The sequence below is a fragment of the Bacillus cereus genome (assembly GCF_015071065.1).
Taxonomy (GTDB): domain Bacteria; phylum Bacillota; class Bacilli; order Bacillales; family Bacillaceae_G; genus Bacillus_A; species Bacillus_A cereus_BA.
The window spans coordinates 100,490-122,126 of sequence record NZ_VOVA01000012.1; the positions used below are offsets into that span (position 1 = coordinate 100,490).

Below are 21,637 nucleotides of genomic sequence, written 5' to 3' on the forward strand. Positions count from 1 at the left end.
ATGTAGACAAACTATACAATGTACGTTGTCCAACAAAATTCCACATATATGGAGAGGAGTTTACTACACTATGCGCTACGTTATCGTAACAGGAACTTCACAAGGTTTAGGTGAGGCAATCGCCACACAATTGTTAGAAGAAAATACAACCGTCATCTCTATTTCTAGAAGAGAGAATAAAGAGCTTACAAAACTCGCAGAGCAAAACAACAGCAATTGTATTTTCCATTCCATAGATCTTCAAGATGTACATAATTTAGAAACTCATTTTAACGAAGTCTTTTCATCTATTCAAAAAGACAATGTCTCATCGATTCATTTAATTAATAATGCGGGTACAGTTGCACCAATGAAACCTATTGAAAAGTCAGAAAGTGAACAATTCATTACGAACGTTCATATTAATTTAATCGCACCAATGATTCTTACTTCCACTTTCCTGAAACATACGAAAGACTGGAAAGTAGATAAACGTGTTATAAACATTTCATCTGGTGCAGGAAAAAATCCTTACTTTGGATGGGGAGCTTACTGTACAACGAAAGCCGGTGTAAATATGTTTACACAATGCGTAGCTACTGAAGAAGCAGAAAAAGAATATCCTGTAAAAACTGTCGCTTTTGCACCTGGCGTTGTTGATACAAATATGCAAGCACAAATTCGTGAAACAAATAAGGAAGACTTTATTAACTTAGATCGATTCACCGCATTAAAAGAAGAAGGAAAGCTACTGTCACCTGAATATGTTGCGAAAGCTATTCGTAACTTACTAGAAACTGCGGACTTTCCGCAAGGCGAGGTTATTCGAATTGATGAATAGTAAAAAGGCACGCTCATAGCGCGCCTTTTTACTATTCAATAAATATAAGTATAGACTCCACAATTTTCTCATAACCAATTTCCTGATAAATTTTATTAGATGTTGGATTTGCTAGATCGGTATATAATGTCGTTGTTTTGTATCCGTCATCTAACATACGTTGACTAAGTGCGGCTACACAAATAGATGCATATCCTTTTTTCCGTTCTTTTTTCGGCGTATAAACGAAATTGACTGTTATATTATTTGTAGTCGGTCTCGTTTTTGCAGCTACAGAAACAAGTTTACCATCCACTTCTAGACCAAACAGACGATTATTAGTGATTAATGTATGTGCGGTTTGTTTCGCTTCTTCTTTCGTAGTTGGGAGCTTCACGTCTTCGCAAAATTGATATATCCATTTTTCTATTAATGGTAGCTCATCACTATTTATTTCTCGAAAAATCCCCTCCTCGTTCCACTTTTTCTTAACTTGTTGTAATGCATACACACCTTGTTCCATTACAACATTAGTTTTCTTATTTTCTAACACCGCAACCTCTTCCGCTAATTTCTGTACATTTTTCTTATTACCGATCAATCCAGGAATATCCGGATATACTTTCGTTAACTCTTTTGCAAGTTTCGCTATATCTACTTCCGAAATTTCAGAAGTTGCAACAATCATTTGTATCTTCTCTTCTGTTTGAAGAAATACAACTGTAATTTCTTCTCCTCGTTTCGCTACACCCATAAATATCGGTTCTTGAGCCACTTGTAATACACCTAATAATAGATTATTTTCCTGCTCATTCTTTTCTAAAAATGGTGTAACATCTTCTTTAAAACGGAGAACCTCTTCATATACGTGTAATTGAATCATCGACAATCTCTTCCCTCGATTTATATTTTAATTAAGTATTGGCGATTAATTCATTAAATCCTTCTTTTACGATTCGATAATATTTGAAACTAATGTGTTCAAATCATTTTCAGCATGCAACACTCTCTTCTTTTCCTTCTCAAATATCTCTTCTTCTTTTCGAAACGATTCTTTACGTTTATTAATCATACGCTCCATCTCTTTTTTACTCGGTCCACCATATACATTTCTTTTTTGAATAAAAGCTTCTGGTGATATAATTTCTTTCCACTCTTCTTCTAATAAAGTTACTTTCAAATTTTCTTGTAAGTATACATTTATGTCTTTGAAATGTAATTCATGTAACTCCTTTTTCTGCTCCAATGACATATTCGCAATCGCACTTGCTGCATGGTGTGCATGCCGAAATGGTATTTCATAGTTTTTTGTTAAAACATCTGCGAAATCTGTAATCGTAATCGCGTGTTTATATGAACGACTTTTTAACGTTTCCTCTTCTACTTTCATCGTTCGAATAACTGCGTTCATAATACAAAAAACACGAATCGCCTTTTCGATTCCTTTATATAAATATGGCTGCAAGTCATCCTCCGTATCGACAATATCGCCAAATGGTGTATTATGAATCATTTGAAACACAGTAAATGCTTCCCCTAAAGCACTACTCGTAATAGCGCGGGCATGTTCAATTGAAACAGGATTTCGTTTTTGCGGCATAATACTACTTATTTGCACATATGGCTTCGCTACAGTAATCCCATCATATTCTTTCGTCGCTAATAGTAAAAAATCATGAATCCATCTACTCGTGTTCGTCATCATTACCATAAGTAATGAGCTAACTTCTAATAAATAATCCGCTCCAGCAACAGCATCATATGAGTTCTCAATTACATTTGTAAACCCAAGTAACTGTGCCACTCGTTTTCGCTTAATTGGGAAGCTTGTTGTAGAAAGGGCAGCTGCCCCCATTGGAGAATGATTTAAAAGATGATACGCTTTTTTCATTCTTTCTAAATCTCGTTGCATCGTATCATAAATTGCCAAAACATAATGACCAAATGTTGTCGGCTGCGCCGGTTGTGTATGTGTATACGCGGGCATAATTGTTTCCATATGTTCACCGGCGAGCTCCAGCATACTTTCTTGCAGCAATAAATGATGTTCCATTAACCGCAATACAAATTGCCGTAAACTCATGCGATACATCGTTACACCCATATCATTTCTACTTCTACCGATATGCATATTACTTACAAATTCACACTTTGCTTCTTGAGAAAGCAAATGTTCAACTAAGAAAAAAAGATCTTCATGTTGCTCTGTATATAGCAACTTCTCCTTTGGAATCCCCTCTACTTTTTTAAGTGCGGTTAATATAACTTTCGCTTCTTCTCTTTTCATTAACTTTTCTTCAGTTAACATAGTAATATGTGCCCTATGCACTTGAAACATATCTTTTAATAAATAATTACGCTGAAAATTAAATACGTGCTGTAATACACAATCTACATATGTTTTCCCAGGGAAATCAGCGCCTTCATTCTTAATAAACTCTTCTTTACTCTGTTTCATCACCTTTTCCCCTTTCGCCTAAGTGTTACTACCCATCATACCCAGGGATGGTGAAAAAGTGCTTGTACATAAAGTGAAACTTTAATCAGTAGGGGTTTTGTTCATCCCCCACTGATTATTAGTTAAACCAATCAGGCGTTTACGAGATAAAAATAAACTCGGCGCTCATAGCACCGAGTTTATTTAATAAAAGTCGCATCATACTTATCACTTTGCAACACTTGGAAGTGTAGATTTGCTAAATGTTTACGTATTTCAGCACTGTCATCTTCATTTAAATTATTTGCCAAGAAAACAATTTCTGTACAGTTTCCGCGTTTATCCATTGCATAAACTGCTTTTGTTACCGTCCATGGTGTATAACCATTCTTTTGCCCAGCATGCCTGAATGTTTTACGATATTTCTTTGCACTCATATCTGTTTCGACGATATTCGCCCACACTTTATCTTCCGCTTCTGTAAGACCGCCTTGATGATTTGCCTTTTGAAGCAGTACCATATAATCGTTAGCGGAAGCAGCCGGCAGTCTATCCGACCAAATTTTGTCGTAACGTTCCTCTAAATACAGAGGAATTTCCTTCTGTAATAATGGTCCCTTCTTTTTTAAGCGTTCATGAATAATCATAGCATATTCACGATATTGCTCTTGAGACATTTCTTTTAACTTTTTCTCTATTTTATATTTTGGAACATGTAATTCTTTATGCAAATATCCCGGAATGTATAAAGATGAAACGATCGGAAATAGCGGTTGATGTGCAGGAAGCGCTAAATTTTGTAAATTCCGATTAATATTGTCTAATCCTAATACCTCCATTAAATATTCAGTATTTGCATTAGAACTAAACTTAACCATTCCTTTTGCAACTTCTTCTAAAGAAACCGCTCCTTCAGTTATCTTTTCTTTTTTTTGCAAATAATTTTGCCATCTATCTTGTGCACCACCATCTGTATTCGGTACATAATAACGATTCACATCATTAATTGAAACGAAACTAGACGGATCGATTTTCCCCTCTGTAACTTGTTTCGTATATTCAAGCGCCACAATTAACTTCATCGTACTAGCAACTGGCAATACAACATCTGGATTTACAGAATACACGACTTTATCATTTCTTTTTATTAAAAGTGCACTATTCTTTTCATCTTTATGTTCTTCAATAAAGGATGCTATGTACTGCGCATCATCATTATTTGAACTCCACACTTTTTTCACTAAAAAGTTACCTGATATCAGCAAAACAAAAATACCCACAATCACTGCGCATACTATAGTTTTTTTCAAGTGAAATTCCTCTCCTATTGTGTAACTCTTCTCTATTTATCTCTTAAAAACAAAATAATGGAGATGATTATTTTAATAATCATCTCCATTATTTTAACTTGTATGTTCCTATTATGTCTACGTCATAATTTTCACAAAATCCTCAAGAAACTTTTTATAATGTAATGACCAACCAATCCTCACCCAATTTTTCAATGCTTTCGCTTCAGGCTGCGGGCGAAAATCAGCGATACTCTCTCCTTTTGCAGCTCCAATCGTATCGACATCAACACGGCGATACACGTAATCTAAAAGAGATGGATTTGCCGCTACCATCATCGTAACTACATCGTGCACTGGGCTTCCTGTTATTTTAGGATTCAGGTTTTTGTAAGCTTTATAATAATAACTGAAAATCGGTTCTATTAATTTCTTGAAATTCGTTTTAGAATGTTTCGTAATATATTTCACCATTTCCGGTGTAATAATCGCTTCTGAAGTAACGTTAAGCGGTATTAATGTCACATTTTTTGCATTTTGCATCACTAATTGTGATGCAATTGGGTCTCCATGAAAATTTGCCTCCGCGACTGGCGTAACATTCCCGGGCATTAAAAAAGCACCGCCCATTATATAATATTCCTTCACATACTTCATCATCGGTTTCTCCAAAATAAATGCTGTCGCTAATGTTGTTGATCGACCAGCATCAACAATAATTAATTCCCCTTTATATTTTTCAAGAATACGGAAAAACTCACAAAATGATTTTATATTTGGAGAAAAGGCTTTCGGAGGCTTAATAGGTCCCAAGCCATCTGCTCCGTGAATTTCCGGATAATATGTTACAAACTCCCCAGATAAAGGAATTTTCGCTCCATTAATAACCGGTATATCTTCCCGCCCTGCTAACTGTAATAAATATGCCGCATTACTCGTCGCCTTCTCCTGCGTTACATTCCCATATCCCGTTACTACTCCAACAATATCAATATCAGGATGCAACAATCCATACATAATTGCTAAAGAGTCATCAATTCCTGGGTCTCCTAAAAATAATATTTTTTTCATAGACCTCAACTCCATCCTATCAATTGTTATTACTTTATGAATGTATGGCGGAATACAGACTGAAAAAGAAAATTTTATACAAAAAAAACGTAGTTTATTCTTATATGAAGAAACTACGTTTTTCTCTTATGATACGACTTTTTTCATCGTAACCATACTACCAATTATATAAGCAATAAATGCAAAGCAAATCGGGAAAACAACTGTATGTATACCGAATGGATTAGGGTAGCAAAGGTGAATAAACATATAGGAACCTACTCCAACTAAAATAGACGCGAGAGCTCCAGTTGCATTTCCTTTTTTCCAATATAAACCTAACACAATCGGCCAAATGAAAGCTGCTTCTAAACCACCGAAAGAAAATAAATTTAACCAAATTAAAAAGTCTGGTGGCTTAATAGCGGCAGCATATACGAGTAATCCTACGATACCAGTAATCCATAGGCTACCTTTCTTTATCGTACTATCCGCGGCATCTTTATTTATGTAGTTCACATATATATCTTTAATAATTGACGAACTTACAAGTAATAATAAGGAGTTCACAGTAGACATGATCGCTGCCATTGGTGCAGCTAAGAAAACTCCAGCTAACCAAGGTGGCAACACTTCCATCGCGAGTAGCGGCATTACTTTATCTGGTACCGTTATGCCTGGAAGGACTACTCTTGCAAACACACCTGTTAAATGCATACCAATCATAATTGTACCGACGACAACCGTTCCAATGATTAATGCTTGGTGCATAGCTTTTGAATTTTTATAAGACATAGCACGCACACTAATTTGCGGTAATCCAACGACACCAATTCCAATTAAAATCCAAAATGATGTGACATATGATTTCGTTAAACTTCCATCCGCTCCGAACGGTGTTATTAAATTCGGATTAATTTGAATAAGTTCCTGCATAATCTTTTCAACTCCGCCACCAGCAATGACAGTAGCAATTAAAATGATTGTTGTTCCGACTAACATAATGATTCCTAATAACGTATCTGATAAAGCGACTGCACGAAATCCACCAATTAACACATACACAAGTACAGAAAATGTAAATAAAAATAGTGCCGTTGTGTAGGAAAGTCCTGTTAGCGACTCAATTAATCGTCCGCCGCCAACCCACTGGGCTACTGTTGCTGAGAACAAAAAGATTATAATACATAACGCAGAAAGAACAACTACCGCTTTATTATTGTATCTGCCCTTTAAATAATCAATAAGCGTAATCGCTTCCATCTTCCTAGCGATAATAGCAAACTTTTTACCAATAACCGTCAAAACGATATATCCTGTTACAACTTGAATCGCTGATAACAGCACCCATCCAAGACCCATATTGTAAGCAATACCAGGCCCGCCGATAAAGCTACTTGCACTACCGTACGTAGCAATCATCGTCATAGCTAATAATAAGCCACCTAGTTCACGCCCACCAAGAAAATATTCTTGTAAAAATTTATTATTAGTGGCTGCTTGTACACGTCTTGATGCATATACACCAATTAAAAACACAACGATAAAAGAAATTATCATTGGGATTATTACATACCAATTCATCTATCATTCCTCACTTTTTTCTTCCTCTTCGAGTGAAATATCTTGAAATAAAAAACGAACAACTAAAATAAGCAAAATAACCATTACGATAAATCCAACGATACAGCTATAAAAAAACCATGCTGGAAAACCTAATACATATGTATATTCACTCGGATCCTTACTTCCAAGCCCATAAGCAAATCCATACCATATTATAAAATTAATAATAGCTAATCCAAGACCAATTAACGCTTCTCTATGGGCAACTCGAAAGCGCGGATCATCATGATAATTCTTCATTTTCTCCCTCCTCTCACGATGTATAATTGTACCACTGTTTTTCTAGTTTTTCCTACTAGAAAACAAAAACGCGCAGGATTTTTTGTAATTATATAGAATACAATGTTTCATTACATATTTTTTACAATTGTAATGAAAATGAAATTTGAATTTTCAGCATTTGTTATTTATGATTTTAAGTAGAGGCTTTTCATCTAGTTCCCACATCCTTGATTTCGGAATAAACGCCGTCTCGTACTGCGTTTAAATTATATTTTCAAGGGGGTTATACAATGAGTCAACTAGCTGTAAATCTTCATGAAAAGGTAGAGAAATTTCTTCAAGGCACAAAGAAACTATATGTGAACGGAGCGTTCATTGAAAGCGCTTCTGGAAAAACGTTTAAAACTCCTAACCCAGCAACTGGTGAAACACTCGCTATCGTTGCTGAAGCTGGTCGCGAAGACATTCATAAAGCTGTTGTAGCTGCTCGAATGGCTTTCGATGAAGGTCCTTGGTCACGCATGAGCACCGCTGAACGCAGCCGCCTTATGTACAAGCTTGCTGATTTAATGGAAGAACATAAAGAAGAGCTGGCACAGCTCGAAACTTTAGATAACGGAAAACCAATCCGCGAAACTTTAGCAGCAGACGTTCCTCTTGCAATTGAACATATGCGCTATTATGCTGGATGGGCTACAAAAATCGTTGGACAAACAATCCCTGTTTCTGGTGAATATTTTAACTATACACGCCATGAAGCTGTTGGTGTTGTCGGCCAAATTATCCCATGGAACTTCCCACTTCTTATGGCAATGTGGAAAATGGGTGCAGCCCTTGCAACAGGATGTACAATCGTTTTAAAACCTGCAGAACAAACTCCACTATCCGCTCTATACTTAGCTGAATTAATTGAAGAAGCTGGATTCCCGAAAGGCGTTGTTAACATCGTTCCTGGATTCGGTGAAACAGCTGGACAAGCTCTCGTTAATCATCCACTCGTAGATAAAATTGCATTTACAGGTTCTACTCCAGTCGGCAAACAAATTATGAGACAAGCATCTGAATCGTTAAAACGCGTTACCTTAGAGCTTGGTGGTAAGTCGCCAAACATTATTTTACCAGACGCTGACTTATCTCGAGCGATTCCAGCTGCGCTTTCTGGTGTTATGTTTAACCAAGGACAAGTGTGCTGTGCTGGGTCACGCTTATTTATTCCGAAGAAAATGTACGATAATGTCATGGCTGATCTCGTTCTATATTCAAAAAAATTAAATCAAGGCGCTGGTCTAAATCCAGAAACTACAATCGGACCTCTCGTTTCTGAAGAACAACAAAAACGTGTAATGGGTTATATTGAAAAAGGGATTGCAGAAGGTGCTGAAATACTTTGCGGAGGAAACAAACCATTCGACCAAGGTTACTTCGTTTCTCCTACAGTATTCGCTGATGTAAATGATGAGATGACAATCGCTAAAGAAGAAATTTTCGGTCCAGTTATTTCCGCATTACCGTTTAACGATATTGATGAAGTAATTGATCGTGCGAATAAATCACAATTCGGCTTAGCGGCTGGTGTATGGACAGAAAACGTAAAAACGGCACATTATATCGCAAGTAAAGTACGTGCAGGTACAGTATGGGTAAACTGTTATAACGTCTTTGATGCAGCATCTCCATTCGGAGGGTTTAAACAATCTGGTCTTGGCCGCGAAATGGGATCTTATGCGCTGAACAACTATACAGAAGTGAAGAGCGTTTGGATTAACTTAAATTAACGAGAAAGAACCTGACCTACTCGGTCAGGTTCTTTTCATTATGTATTTTACACTTGCAACCCACCGCTCACATTTAATACCTCTCCTGTAATGTAAGACGCATACTCTGATGCTAAAAAGGCAGCTGCGTTTGCAATATCTTCCGGTGTTCCGATTCTTCCAACTGGAATCGCTCCAACCATTTTCTCTTTTACTTTATCCGGTATTGTTTTTGTCATATCAGTATCCATAAATCCTGGACAAATCGCATTACACGTAATACCAAAACTTCCAACCTCTTTCGCTGCTGTTTTTGTTAAGCCTACAACCCCTGCTTTTGTAGCCGCATAATTTGCTTGTCCAATATTTCCTTCCCTACTAATAGAAGAAATATTAATAATCCGTCCATACTGTTGTTGTCTCATATAAAGAAGTGCTGGCTGCATACAATAAAAAACGCCAGTTAAGTTCACTTGTAATACTTGTTCCCAAGCAGACTTCTCCATCTTATGTAACATTGCATCTTTTGTAATCCCAGCGTTATTCACTAAAATATGTAATGTACCGAATTTTTGCACCGCATATTCAATTAACGACTTCGCTTCATTTTGATTACTCACATCACATCGATATAAGCTCACATCATACCCTTCATCTGATAATTCACGTGTCGTTTCTTGTAGCTTCTCTTCATTTACATCACTAATTAATACTTTAGCCCCTAGTTTTGCAAAAACTCGTGCGATTTCTTTTCCAATCCCCTGCGCAGCACCCGTTACAACAGCTGTTTTCCCATTCAACAAGTCCATCCCTATCCCCCATTTCTATTCGTTATACTGTATATTTCGGCTCTATGCTTTCCAAATCCTCTTTGTATAAAAAAGTCTATTTGTGTCAAACTAACTTTGCAACGTCGCATAAAGTGAAACTTTAATCAGTGGGGAGTTTGTTCATTCCCCACTGATTATTAGCCCTCACCAATCGGGCATTTACGGGCAGTTAATCTCCCACCTAGCTTCTTTGTTCCATCTGAATTTTGAGGTGGGAGTTTTACTACCCGTTATGCGGGATAAAACACAAGGAGATTGTGTCGAATGAAAAAAAAGAATTTAGATCGAAACAAAACTGCTGATGGCATTGATGTTGAGTTTTCTCGTGAACTCGCTGACCACAATGACTTAGAAGCAAACGCACGTGCAAATGCCGCTGATGCACGTCAAAAACGCCAATCAACAGAAAAATAAGGCACTACAACGTTCCTTATTCTTTTCAACAGGGACCTACTACCCATCAAAATAAACCGAGAGTATCTCTCGGTTTATTTTCTATATTTCTTTACGTAGTGCCCTAAAGCAAGTAACGGATATATATGCCCATAACTATGGTAGCGAATATAAAAGCCACCCGGTAACCCTGTACCCGTAGGATATTTTTCATTCATAGTAGACTGCGCGAGCAAATATGAAATTCCTTTTCGAATAATCGGTGTTTCTTGATCGTAGTAAGAAATAAGTGCATCAAGTGCCCACGCTGTTTGTGACGGCGTGCTAAAGGGTAAAGAAATAAATTTTTTCTCTACACTACTTTGACAGGATTCTCCCCAACCTCCATCTGCATGCTGCAAATGTTCGAGCCATGAAGCTGCTTTTTTCAACGATGGATGAGTTGAAGGAACTCCTAATGCACGTAAGCCTGTCATTGTTGCCCATGTACCATATATATAACATATCCCCCATTTTCCATACCATGATCCATTCTGTTCCTGTACATCCATTAACCATTTGATAGCTTTCTTTTTTTGCTCTTCAGGCAATTCATTCGGTGCATACGTTCCAAATAATTCTAACACCCTACCTGTAATATCTGGTGTTGACGGATCTGTAATCATATCACTCGCATTTTCAATCGGTAAATTCGCTAGTAACTTGCTCGTTACACCTCTTTCAAAAGCTCCCCAGCCTCCATCGTTGTTTTGTAATCCTTTTACCCATTCCACGCCTCTTCCCCACGCCTTATCTACTCTATCATTCCCTCTACTTCGCGCTAACGCTCTAAGAGCAGCTGTAGTATCGTCTATATCAGGAATCGTCGTATTAACATCTGAAAATCCCCAACCGCCAGCTACAAGTGATGATGCATGTACGCTCCAATCTACTTTTTTAGTTTGTTGTTTTTGCAATAAATACTCTGTCGCCCTTTGAATCATCTTATTTTCATTTGTAACTTTAGCTTCTTGCAATGAATAGCTAAGTAAAGCGGTATCCCATACGGTAGAAGGAGAATTTTGCAAATGACTTCCTCTGTCCATCTTCCATATATAAGATTTTAATCCTGTCACAGCTTTCTCAATAGTTGGAGACTGAATAGAGTGCCCTAATGCAAGCAAAGCATAAATCATATAAAACGTAGCACTCGCGTAACTATATAATGTTCCATTTTCATCTATACGCTCTTTCATAAAGCGTTCTACTTCTTCATATCCTTTATGATGTAACGATAATGGATATGATATTACCTTTTTCACATCACCTACAAACGATTGAAACAGCGGAGACCGCTCCTCTCGAAACCATTGCCCACCTTCGCCTGCAATATGATTTAAATTTGGCAATAACTTTTTCTCTACACGAAATCTCTTATTCATACAAATCATCATCGGAATTAAATGTATACGCGCTGAGCTGCTTAGCCCAAATATACTGAGGGGGGAGTCATCTTGTAAAAATAAGATTGGCGTTGGAAAGTGAAAAAGCGCAGGAAATTCATATTCTCCATGAATCGCTAATAAAAATTTCGTCATAAAATGAGCACGAGAAACTCCCCCGCGTTCCTTAATAAACATTTCAGCTCGCCTCATATTCACATCTTCTTTCGAATATCTTTTCGAAGCAAGTAAAGTAGCATATGCTTGAATCGTTGCGGATAAATTCCCTCCTTTTTCATCTTCATATAATTTCCAAGTTCCTTCATTTGTTTGAAGAGACGCTAACCTTTTCACGAACGGTTCTATTTCTTCGTCTCGCCCTAATAATTTGAGTAAAAAGATCATATGACAATCCGTTAACAGTGCTCCTTCAAAACAAAATCGCCACGTTCCATCTTGTCTTTGCATCGTTTGAAGTGCAGTAATTCTACGTCCCATCTCCTCACGCACTTTGTCATATAGTAGCACACTGCTCACCCATCCTTTCTAAGTCCGTATACGATATTCGAAAAGTCAGCTAAATATGTATGAAAACAAAGAAAAGCAGAATGTGCATTACACACATTCTGCTTACAAACAATATCCAACCCCGACAACAATTCCTAATAGCGCACCGACAACAACTTGATACGGTGTATGTCCAACGAGTTCATTTAACTTTTTATATTCTGTTTGTCTACCATGAAAAAAATCATTCAATATTTTCGCCTGCTTACTTACCGCAAGCCTTACTCCTGAAGCATCGTACATAACAATAATGGCAAAAATAGCGGCAACCGCAAAAACCGTGCTCTCCACACCTTCCACAACTCCGACACCTGTAGCAAGTGCAGTAACAGTCGAAGCATGCGAACTTGGCATTCCACCTGAAGCAAAAAACTTAGCAAAATCAAACTCGCCTGTTTTTATTAATTTAAAAACGACTTTCGTTAACTGTGCTATAAACCAAGAAATTATAGCTGCCATAAGCGGATCATTATGTAAAATTGTTTCCATGTTTTTCAGCTCCTCACTGACTATAATGGAATTTCTATATAATTATAAGTATAAAGAAAAATGCGTAGAAAATACTACGCATTATGATACTTTTGCTGATTTATTTTTAATAAATTTCGGTTGTTTCTGTAGTAAAAACTTTGTTTTCGCTATCGAGAAGACAAATAAAGCAACCCATATACAGAAAAATGCCATCATATGAGTTGATGTGAATTTCTCACCAAAGACGAAAACACCTAAAATTAAACTAATAGTCGGCGCAATATATTGTAAAAACCCTATCATATAGAGCGGAATAAGTTGCGCCCCTTTAGCGAAATAAAAGAGTGGTAATGCTGTAACAATACCCGCTCCTATTAAAAGAAACGTTGATATTGCCGAAATAGAACCGAACGAACCAAAGCCATGAACTCCTGTCATAAACAAATATATAAGCGCAAATGGCGTCACTAACATCGTTTCCATCGTAAGCCCAATTGTCGCGTCATAATTTAATAATTTTTTTGTTAATCCATATAATCCAAATGAAAAGGCAAGTGAAAGAGAAACCCATGGAATTGATCCGAAACGTATTGTTAAAATAACAACACCTACTCCAGCTAAACCAACCGCAACATATTGCCAAAAATTAAGCTTCTCTTTTAAAACAACTGTACCAAGTAAAATACTTATAAGTGGATTAATATAATAGCCAAGACTTGCTTCGATTACATGGTTATGATTTACGGCCCATATGTATACAAACCAGTTTCCACTAATAAGTACCGAAGCAATTGTTAATGACATTAATAATTTAGGTCGTTTAAAAAGGGCCACTAACTCCCCACCAAACTGACGAAATCTCTTCGTTACTCCTAAAACTAACAACATAAAAACAAATGCCCAAACGATGCGGTGCGCTAATATTTCATCTGCCGGAACTTCCTCCACCCATTTCCAATAAATCGGAAGGACTCCCCACATCGTATATGCACCTGCTGCATATATAATCCCCTGCTTTTGCTGCGTTTTTTGACTCCCCATCTTTCTTTTTCTCCTCTTCTCTTTTTTTCTTCATTATAAAGTCTCACATGCTTACTTTACCAATATTCAATCTGCATTTCTTTCGACATTCCTCTTGCCAATCCGTTATATGTATAAAAACACTCCTACTGTTATAATAACGAGCGCCGGAATACCGAAGACAAATTTACTTTTATGTGTCTTATGATGAAACATATACATACCAGTCCAAGCTCCAACCGCCCCTCCAGCTGCAGCTGATAAAAACAACGTACTTTCTGGCGTTCTCCACTGCTTTTTCTTTGCTTTTCGCTTATCAAGCCCCATCATACTAAATGCTATAACGTTGATAATAATAAAATAAATCCATTTCATCTCTTTCTCTCCCTTAAAAAATTCGCTTTATTGTAACACGAAAAAACCACGCAGGCGAGTAGCCTGCATGGTTTTATACTTCAGTCTCTTGATCTTCTTGCCCTTTTTGCTCTTCCATTTGTTGCTCTGCAATTTCCGCGGAAATCATTCCATAATAAATTTCTGGATATAATCCAAATATTTGATATACACTTCCTAAAAACGGCATCGGAATCCCTCATTTCTAAAGTTGTATTGCCATTCTTAAGGATTCCCTTTTCACTCATTATACATTCGTTTTTGGCACTTCTTCTTCATCGGGAACATGTAATACATTTTGCCATTTTTTATAAGGCGCACTATTTGGATCCACATACCCTTTCGCATACGAACGATCCCACAATTGTTTCATAAACATCTCTTTCTCTTTCTTTGCAACCATATCTGCACCTGTTCCGTAATAGTTTTGGAAATACAGCTCAATTTCATCAAGGAATAGCCTTAACAAATCGTCAGATGTTTCTTCTAACGTCGGGTCATATTTTGCCTCACGATCATACATTAAAATCATATCTAAAATATTATGGACATGCTCTTTACGAAGCCATCTAATATCTTGAGCACCTAATACAAATGCATGTGTATATAAATGCCCACCTTGTATCATTGCCTTTTCTTGCTCTTCTTCAAACCTGGACAAGATATTTTCATAAATAAACGGATTATGAAGCAATGCTCTGTGCAACTTATAACTTTCGTTTGAAATATTTTTCCCCATCGACTGGATTAAAAAGCTACGACCGACACCATTATATTGATACACGAATTGTCCATCAACAGCAACTAAGCTAATCCAACGATACATATACGCGTATAGAAGAGCACGATTACATTTATCGTAATCTAACTTCGTTTGCGTTGCATTCAAGTCTGGCATAAAGGCTGGTAAATGCCAATATTTATCTAAATGCGGCGTCAAACTAGATTTTTTACTATTTAATTTGTTCACGCGGCGATAATACGATTGAAAGTAGTCACCTTTATCGTTCATAAAACCATTCGCAATATGTCCAGATGAAAGCTTAGGAAAATCTTGTAGCGATAATCCGTAATGAGCACGATAACAAATCACTTCAAATGGTGAAAACGCCTCGTTTACCGTATCTTTTTCTTTAAACATTTCTTGCAATAACTCTTCTTGCAATTCTTGTTTTAAAGATGGATGTACACCCCAATATTGTAATTCTCTGTGATGAGAAACTTTCGGAACAAACGGACTTGCTAAATGGAAAAGATCTTCAATTTTTTCACGAACGTATTCATCACGATCACGTTTCTTGAAATCTGCTTCTTTTCGCAATGCTTCAACGATATTAAGCTCTAGTTTGTCACGATAGCGCACTTGAAGTTCGTCATAACAATAACTCAATATATGTTCACGATAGAAGTCTTCCACCTTTTTCGACTGAATTTCTTCGGCTTTCGCATCACGACAATATTCCCCGTACAAGCTCATATAAATTTCGGACGATATATCTTTCGGTAATACACCTAAATTTAAATGTTGCTGCATATCTTGCCAAATCTTTTCTTGCAATTTCTCTTCAGCTAATACGTATACATTCGTCGGGTTCGTTTTCCCCTCAAATTCCTTGCTTCGCTTTTCAATTTCAAACAATAAATTTTCACGTGTTTCGTATAAATTATCAAAGAATCTTTCCCAATATTGAATCATTTTATCAACTGCTTGGTATAGCGATTGATACACGAGTTCTAACAACATTTCTTTACGATACTCACTTAATTTGTGGACATATTGCGTTACGATATCTTCAAATTCTTTTTTGAACAAACGTTGCTGATTATAAAACATTTTGCCGACCCAACCTTGTTGCTGGGCAATTTCAACGCGGCGAACAGCCGTTACCGTTCCATCAATATTACTCACATTAAATTTCTTATCGTAGTTTTGAATTAAATTACGCTTTTGTTCATTATTTTCATGTAGTCGATTCATCTTCTCTACTAACTGCTTTCGAATTTCATACAGCATAAAGCGTGCTGCGACTGGATGGACAGGATCCGTTTTCTTTAAAAACCATGTATTTAATTGATAAGACTGTCCTTCTGAGCCACTCGGTGTAAAACGATCTGATTCGATCATGTCATATAAAAGAGTAGTCACGTGCTCATGTACACGGCTCGGAATCGCATAAGCATATAAACGAACCGCATGATCAACTCTCGCTACTTCACCTTTCATTTGTTCCATCATTTTCAGTTTAGCAGCCGATATTTTACACTCATGCTGCAGGCGGTTTAATTCTTCATCTTTTTGCACTGTACGGTGTACATAGCTTTCGACAGCCTCTAAAAACAACTTAGATTTCGCGACACCGACCTTACCGCCCTCTGCTCCTTCGCGCGTCTCATTGAACATTTGTCTATAAAAAATATGGGCCTGCTCTGGACGAGTAGCAAGATGCTCTAAATCTTCTAAATAACTTTTCCCGCGCTCGGGCTTTTCACGCTGCATACCGCGTTTTACATCTTGATCGTATCTTTGCCTCTTCTCTTGAAACAGTTGATCCAAATGAAGCCACGATTCATCTAAACCTTGCACCGCCCATTTTAAAGCACAGTATTTCAAAACGTGCTCATACGGATAAATAAGTTTTGCCGTTCCTGCTCCGCAATATCTCCCTTTCCCACTCGATTCTGCCAATTGCTGAATTTGATTATCTTCTTGTGCAAAATGATTCGCAGACATTGGACTAAATAACTGTAAATAAATCGTATTTGTCATTTGCTCCATATAATCCGATAAATTGTGCAAATGGTGCCCATGTAAATTTTCATAATCATATAAGAAACAATAATTGTACGGTAAATGATGCTGCTTTATCGTATGATTTGTTCTTCCATCTTCATCCACTTGATCAGGACGATATTCTAATTCAATCGTTACGCCGCCTCGTTTTGATAATTCACCAGTCGACCCGAGCGTAATAGCGTGCAACTCTTTTAACGATGCATAACCATTCGCTTGCACAGTTTCAAACTCTTTCGCACTAACCGTTCTCGTCTTAACTAAAACATCTGGCATTAAAAACGCACCGCGAATTAAAATGTTGTGATGCTGCAATTTTTTCCGAAGCATTTCACGCAAATATAATGCGATTTGTAAAAACATCCCTGATCCTGTTCCGCCAGCTAGCGACGTTACAATAATGACACGCACACCATATTCCGTCTGATCACTTGTAACTGGAAAAATCTTCTCGATTTCTTGCCAAAACGATGTCAGTTTATCTTCTTTCATCGCAGCACGTAACGCTAAACGTGAAATGACGCGTAACTGTCCGGCTCCTTCTGTTAACGGTTTATCCAGTATAGTCGGATCCATTGGGAACCACTCCGGAATCGTTGGATCTCCCGCAATATACTCTCTCGGCGTTTTACTCGAACTCGTTTGCGTCTTAAACTTCCGAATATGATCAAATTTACTCAATGTATTCACATCTGTATCAAATACATGCATCGCTACCTTTTTACGACGCTCCTCAGGTAATTTTTCATATATTTGATGTGTGACAGTACTACCGATTCCACCTAATCCAATTAATATCGTTGGAACTTGTAATGTCATGTGAACCACCTTCCTATTCGTGCTTGTTTGAAAAAAAGATGATAAAGAGGGCCACTTTGCCTCCGTCTCCCTTATACCTTATCTACTATTCACATTCATACCGGTAAATCTCCTTACCATATCCTCTATCAATTAATAAAATTTCATTTGGATACAATGTCTTATGCTCCATTCCCACTTCTTCCTCTGTAATAAACATTCCATCAATAATCATCCCAACTATTTGCGATTCTTTCGCTACAAATATAGATTTCGATCCTTTTTTCGCTATTAATGTTACAGATTGCACCGTCTTTCTTTCTGCTCGGAATGGAATGCCAAAATAGTGCTTCCACCATTTATTTTTAAGTAACTCTGGTTCAGATTGATAAAGCCAATCTTTCGCTACTTCTTGATCCCATTCGTAATATAGTAATGCTTTCCTATGAAATCTCGGACGAACAATCCATCCTAAAATAATAATTCCTACTATTAAAAGTAATAAAGTGATAGGAATTACAAATTTAAAAATGAGCGCATACTTCTCAAAAAAAGGCGCATTTTCAATGTGAAGTACAATCTTTTCCTTTACTTCTTGTAATTTTGAATCATTGATCGTGATGGTAGCCTCTACGGTGCCGGTATCTGTAAAATTGAATGTGTCGGAGTAATAAGGTCGAGGATAAACATAAACTTGACTACCATGCTGTTTTAATTCATAGTTGATCGATTGATTCGATGTGACACCAGTAGATTTTAATAGTTTCTTTACAGCCTCTTCTGTCATCGGTTTACCATTTAACTGTGGCTGTAAAATAAATGGTTTACTATTTTCTAAATTTGTTACCTTTTCTTCATAATCTTTCGTAACAGTTTGAAGTGCTAATTTTGGTTTTTCAGCTGGTTCAATCTTGAATTCTTTCGTCTGTCTATAAAATCCCTTTATATTCATATGGACTTTCCCGCGTACTAACTCTTTACCAACTTTTGTCTCGTAATAAAACACATGTCTTTTATCATCCCACTTCATCGGATACTGCTTTCCGTCTATTTCTACTTCTGCTTCGAAATAAGAAGTTTGAATTGGTAATTCAGTAGGTTTCGCTTCAATAACAGCTGTCACATCTTCATACATTTTCTCAACATTTTTTCTATCTTTATCATCTTTGTCATACGTAGAAACAGTATAATTAAGAGCCGGTTCAACAAGTACTTGTAATCCCTCTTTCTCAATGTCTTGATCCACTTCTATCGTATATGTCCCTGGCTTAATCACTTCCTGATTCGCTGTACTTACATGCACTATATTTCCGAATAATTTAGCCTCTCCTGGTGCATGTATGGAAAAAGAAGACTGCAATTGTAACGGTTTGGAAAGTTGCATAACTTTATAATTAGACAAAGAAGGTGATTGTCGTACAAGCGTCATACGCTTTAATGGAAACGGCGTTGTAATCTCTACTTTTTTCCCTACTATTCTCGTTTTGACAATCGATTCAACAGAAGAAAATGGATCACGATTTGCAACTAATGCTGCCACTTGATTCACACTTTGTACAATACCATCCTCACCGCTAGACGGCATGACAACTCCATTCATTTCTTTTTTCCAAATCTCTTTAAACGTATTTAACTGCAGCTTCTCTTGCTGCCCTAAATCCTCTTCCATCGTGATTAAGACTGGGTGTAAAGAGATCTTTTTAGAATCCATTTCTTTCTTAAACTGTGCTAACTTCTGTGTAATTTGTTCTTTTCCGCCAACCTTATCTTTCTCCAAATCATTAAATGCCCCGTCAGTTAGTACAATAAGCCAAAATTCACGTTCCCCATCTATATCTGCTTCCTTTTTTATAGATTGCATCGCCGTTTCTACTGCGCTAAATGGAGTATTTAAATATGTTTTCCACGCGCCAATCCCATCAATTTCTGTTTGCCTTTGATCCTTTGTTAACGAAATGTTTAACGGATCATTTGGCTTACTCATTGGAACGTAAGAAAATTTATCTTTCTCATCTAATAGCGCAACTAAACTTTGCAAGGCGTAATTGGCATACTTCCAACGATCGTTATTTCTCATGCTGCCCGAATCATCATATACAAGTGAAACGACCCTTTCCTTTGCCTCCTCTCCTTTTGCAAAAACTGAAAAAGGTAAACATATAAATAGAAACAACATGAACGTGGCACAAATTCGAATTTTCATGATGAGGCTTCGCCACCTTTGTAGACAAATTCCTATGTTTAAATTTATGAGAGGAAACAAGATATATGACTTGTATTTTAGGACAACGAGCGCACCATAACTTTATTATGTAAATAGATATATAACTTGGTAATATTCCTTCTGGCATTTTCTATCCAATTATATAGGTAAAAAAGCCTGTTTAAGCTCCATCCTCAAAACAGACTTTTCCTACTTTTAAAATTAAAAACTCTTAACAAAAAGTTTGATTTTAAATTAGCACATCACTTCAATTGTATATCCTCCAGGTGCTTCAACATAAAACGTATACGCATGTGCATGTTTAGGAGGTTCGACTGGAAATCCGTCTTCCTTCAATCTTTGATTAATTTTGTTAACTTGTTCTTCACTTTCTTGTGGAAATCCTACATGAAATGTTTTTGGATAATGAACTTCTTTTCCCTTCATTAAGGTTAATATAAACCCATCATTATCACGCATAACTGCGAAGCCACTTCCCCTTGCTCCACCACAAGTTAAACCAAAATATTTTTCTAAAAATTCTCTAGCAGCTGTTACATCTGTAACTGTTAAATTAAGATGATTAATTTTCAATTCACTCACCTTCTTTCTTAATTTCCTAACATTTTATCATATAAAGTGAAACTTTAATCAGTGGGGGTTCTGTTCATCCCCCACTGATTATTAGCCCTCACCAATCGGGCGTTTACGGGCAGTTGATCTCCCACCTAACTTCTTTGCTCCAGCCGAATTTTGAGGTGAGAATTTTACTGCCCACAAATAGCGGGATAAATAAAAAACACGCCTTTCACAGCGTGTTTCATTGCTTCACATATACCTCAACAATTGGATTATCTTTATTATCCGCATGCAAACGTATATTTTCTTCACCCGTATTATAAATGCTAGCTACTAGCATAACTGTTAACAAATTAGGTATTTTCGCATCACTCCCATATTTTCGTTCAAGAGCTTCTGTATACTCGAAATCCAAATCTCCTTGCACATATGTATACACTTCAAAACCATCTTCCAAATTACAAACTACTGTATCTATAATATCCGCTCCTACTTGTTTCCTCATTTCACCCCGCAATGCTTCTATAAATTCTTCCCAAGGAACTTCGTACGTCTGAAATTGATCTGTAGATTTCATTTCATTTCCTCCTCACTATATATCCTTTTCATATATTTCCCCTTTCCTATAACAATTATGATAGGTAGGTCATTCATACAAGCAGCACTTGTCCCCCTTACATATCGTATTACTGTAATGGGAAGGAGGAAAGAACATGCATAGACAAAAATGTTATGATACATGCCAACGTTATTTCGGAAAAGTAGTTCGAATTGAAGATCGTGACGGTCGCATCCATTTAGGTAAAATAGTCGACGTGACAAATGATTCTGTTTGGATCGAACCGGTAAAAGGACGTTCATCTTTTGATACGGGATTTGGATACTATGACGCATATTCAAACGGTGGATGTGATATTTGCGGCGGTCTTAGTAGATGTGACAGCTGTGGTTTCGGTTGCGGCGGGGGGAGGTTGTTCTTTTTAAAAACCCCCCC

General features: G+C 37.0%; 19 protein-coding genes and 1 pseudogene. 4 read left to right on the plus strand and 16 right to left on the minus strand.

All coding sequences use genetic code 11. The annotated features are described in order from the left end of the window. Positions 1-70 precede the first annotated feature (70 nt). The gene (locus tag FT637_RS22270) at positions 71-820 is read left to right on the plus strand and encodes a (S)-benzoin forming benzil reductase (RefSeq protein WP_193648153.1); all 750 of its coding nucleotides are present in this window, start codon (positions 71-73) and stop codon (positions 818-820) included. Positions 821-851: 31 nt separating this feature from the next. On the opposite strand, the gene FT637_RS22275 is transcribed toward FT637_RS22270, so the two are convergent. From FT637_RS22275 to FT637_RS22300, 6 genes are all read right to left on the minus strand, one after another. Then, positions 852-1,688, minus strand: coding sequence for a GNAT family N-acetyltransferase (locus FT637_RS22275; RefSeq protein ID WP_193648154.1), 837 nt, complete (start codon positions 1,686-1,688; stop codon positions 852-854). Positions 1,689-1,748: 60 nt separating this feature from the next. Continuing rightward, complete coding sequence (gene argH / locus FT637_RS22280) at positions 1,749-3,257, minus strand: argininosuccinate lyase (RefSeq protein WP_193648155.1); 1,509 nt, start codon at positions 3,255-3,257, stop codon at positions 1,749-1,751. A gap of 179 nt (positions 3,258-3,436) precedes the next feature. Continuing rightward, complete coding sequence (locus FT637_RS22285) at positions 3,437-4,546, minus strand: serine hydrolase (protein ID WP_193648156.1); 1,110 nt, start codon at positions 4,544-4,546, stop codon at positions 3,437-3,439. Between the two features lie 117 nt (positions 4,547-4,663). After that, entirely contained in the window at positions 4,664-5,596 is a 933-nt protein-coding gene (locus FT637_RS22290; RefSeq protein ID WP_193648157.1) for a nucleoside hydrolase, read from the minus strand. A gap of 126 nt (positions 5,597-5,722) precedes the next feature. Then, positions 5,723-7,159 (minus strand): sodium/pantothenate symporter, encoded by a 1,437-nt coding sequence (panF, locus tag FT637_RS22295; protein WP_193648158.1) that lies wholly within the window; start codon positions 7,157-7,159, stop codon positions 5,723-5,725. A 3-nt stretch (positions 7,160-7,162) separates the two neighbouring features. Further along, positions 7,163-7,441, minus strand: coding sequence for a YhdT family protein (locus FT637_RS22300; RefSeq protein WP_002146375.1), 279 nt, complete (start codon positions 7,439-7,441; stop codon positions 7,163-7,165). A 272-nt stretch (positions 7,442-7,713) separates the two neighbouring features. Here FT637_RS22300 and dhaS point away from each other — a divergent pair, with 272 nt between their 5' ends. Further along, the gene (dhaS, locus tag FT637_RS22305) at positions 7,714-9,198 is read left to right on the plus strand and encodes an aldehyde dehydrogenase DhaS (protein ID WP_193648159.1); all 1,485 of its coding nucleotides are present in this window, start codon (positions 7,714-7,716) and stop codon (positions 9,196-9,198) included. 47 nt (positions 9,199-9,245) lie between these two features. On the opposite strand, the gene fabG is transcribed toward dhaS, so the two are convergent. Continuing rightward, positions 9,246-9,986 (minus strand): 3-oxoacyl-ACP reductase FabG, encoded by a 741-nt coding sequence (fabG, locus tag FT637_RS22310; RefSeq protein WP_002111090.1) that lies wholly within the window; start codon positions 9,984-9,986, stop codon positions 9,246-9,248. Between the two features lie 285 nt (positions 9,987-10,271). On the opposite strand from fabG, the gene FT637_RS22315 reads away from it, so the two are divergent. Next, positions 10,272-10,421, plus strand: a complete 150-nt coding sequence (locus FT637_RS22315; protein ID WP_193648160.1) for a YfhD family protein — start codon at positions 10,272-10,274, stop codon at positions 10,419-10,421. A gap of 74 nt (positions 10,422-10,495) precedes the next feature. Here FT637_RS22315 and FT637_RS22320 read toward each other — a convergent pair whose 3' ends face one another. The 9 genes from FT637_RS22320 to FT637_RS22360 all read right to left on the minus strand — a co-directional run bounded on the left by FT637_RS22320 (position 10,496) and on the right by FT637_RS22360 (position 21,220). After that, complete coding sequence (locus tag FT637_RS22320) at positions 10,496-12,349, minus strand: prenyltransferase/squalene oxidase repeat-containing protein (RefSeq protein ID WP_193648161.1); 1,854 nt, start codon at positions 12,347-12,349, stop codon at positions 10,496-10,498. A 102-nt stretch (positions 12,350-12,451) separates the two neighbouring features. Further along, a complete protein-coding gene (locus tag FT637_RS22325) occupies positions 12,452-12,877 on the minus strand; it encodes a divergent PAP2 family protein (RefSeq protein ID WP_193648162.1) in 426 nt (141 codons plus the stop codon). An 81-nt stretch (positions 12,878-12,958) separates the two neighbouring features. Next, entirely contained in the window at positions 12,959-13,900 is a 942-nt protein-coding gene (gene rarD, locus FT637_RS22330) for an EamA family transporter RarD (RefSeq protein ID WP_193648163.1), read from the minus strand. Positions 13,901-14,005: 105 nt separating this feature from the next. Beyond that, positions 14,006-14,254: a DUF1294 domain-containing protein gene (locus FT637_RS22335; RefSeq protein ID WP_193648164.1), complete on the minus strand. Its 249-nt coding sequence runs from the start codon at positions 14,252-14,254 to the stop codon at positions 14,006-14,008. A gap of 73 nt (positions 14,255-14,327) precedes the next feature. Beyond that, on the minus strand, positions 14,328-14,462 hold the full coding sequence (locus tag FT637_RS22340) for a phosphonate ABC transporter permease (RefSeq protein ID WP_193648165.1): 135 nt from the start codon (positions 14,460-14,462) through the stop codon (positions 14,328-14,330). A gap of 57 nt (positions 14,463-14,519) precedes the next feature. Continuing rightward, a complete protein-coding gene (locus FT637_RS22345; protein WP_193648166.1) occupies positions 14,520-17,882 on the minus strand; it encodes a tubulin-like doman-containing protein in 3,363 nt (1,120 codons plus the stop codon). 85 nt (positions 17,883-17,967) lie between these two features. Beyond that, positions 17,968-20,064: a vWA domain-containing protein gene (locus FT637_RS22350; RefSeq protein ID WP_193648167.1), complete on the minus strand. Its 2,097-nt coding sequence runs from the start codon at positions 20,062-20,064 to the stop codon at positions 17,968-17,970. A gap of 255 nt (positions 20,065-20,319) precedes the next feature. Further along, the gene (locus FT637_RS22355) at positions 20,320-20,658 is read right to left on the minus strand and encodes a VOC family protein (protein WP_193648168.1); all 339 of its coding nucleotides are present in this window, start codon (positions 20,656-20,658) and stop codon (positions 20,320-20,322) included. A gap of 226 nt (positions 20,659-20,884) precedes the next feature. Then, positions 20,885-21,220 (minus strand): hypothetical protein, encoded by a 336-nt coding sequence (locus FT637_RS22360; RefSeq protein WP_193648169.1) that lies wholly within the window; start codon positions 21,218-21,220, stop codon positions 20,885-20,887. 136 nt (positions 21,221-21,356) lie between these two features. Between FT637_RS22360 and FT637_RS22365 the strand changes: the two are divergent. Next, a pseudogene (locus FT637_RS22365) lies at positions 21,357-21,637 on the plus strand (hypothetical protein); the annotation flags it as partial.

Coding starts and splice junctions, on each gene's coding strand:
- FT637_RS22270 (WP_193648153.1), top strand. CDS start 71: ATGCGCTACGTTATCGTAACAGGAACTTCACAAGGTTTAGGTGAGGCA.
- argH (WP_193648155.1), bottom strand. CDS start 3,257: ATGAAACAGAGTAAAGAAGAGTTTATTAAGAATGAAGGCGCTGATTTC.
- FT637_RS22290 (WP_193648157.1), bottom strand. CDS start 5,596: ATGAAAAAAATATTATTTTTAGGAGACCCAGGAATTGATGACTCTTTA.
- panF (WP_193648158.1), bottom strand. CDS start 7,159: ATGAATTGGTATGTAATAATCCCAATGATAATTTCTTTTATCGTTGTG.
- FT637_RS22300 (WP_002146375.1), bottom strand. CDS start 7,441: ATGAAGAATTATCATGATGATCCGCGCTTTCGAGTTGCCCATAGAGAA.
- dhaS (WP_193648159.1), top strand. CDS start 7,714: ATGAGTCAACTAGCTGTAAATCTTCATGAAAAGGTAGAGAAATTTCTT.
- fabG (WP_002111090.1), bottom strand. CDS start 9,986: ATGGACTTGTTGAATGGGAAAACAGCTGTTGTAACGGGTGCTGCGCAG.
- FT637_RS22315 (WP_193648160.1), top strand. CDS start 10,272: ATGAAAAAAAAGAATTTAGATCGAAACAAAACTGCTGATGGCATTGAT.
- FT637_RS22325 (WP_193648162.1), bottom strand. CDS start 12,877: ATGGAAACAATTTTACATAATGATCCGCTTATGGCAGCTATAATTTCT.
- rarD (WP_193648163.1), bottom strand. CDS start 13,900: ATGGGGAGTCAAAAAACGCAGCAAAAGCAGGGGATTATATATGCAGCA.
- FT637_RS22335 (WP_193648164.1), bottom strand. CDS start 14,254: ATGAAATGGATTTATTTTATTATTATCAACGTTATAGCATTTAGTATG.
- FT637_RS22340 (WP_193648165.1), bottom strand. CDS start 14,462: ATGCCGTTTTTAGGAAGTGTATATCAAATATTTGGATTATATCCAGAA.
- FT637_RS22345 (WP_193648166.1), bottom strand. CDS start 17,882: ATGACATTACAAGTTCCAACGATATTAATTGGATTAGGTGGAATCGGT.
- FT637_RS22350 (WP_193648167.1), bottom strand. CDS start 20,064: ATGAAAATTCGAATTTGTGCCACGTTCATGTTGTTTCTATTTATATGT.
- FT637_RS22360 (WP_193648169.1), bottom strand. CDS start 21,220: ATGAAATCTACAGATCAATTTCAGACGTACGAAGTTCCTTGGGAAGAA.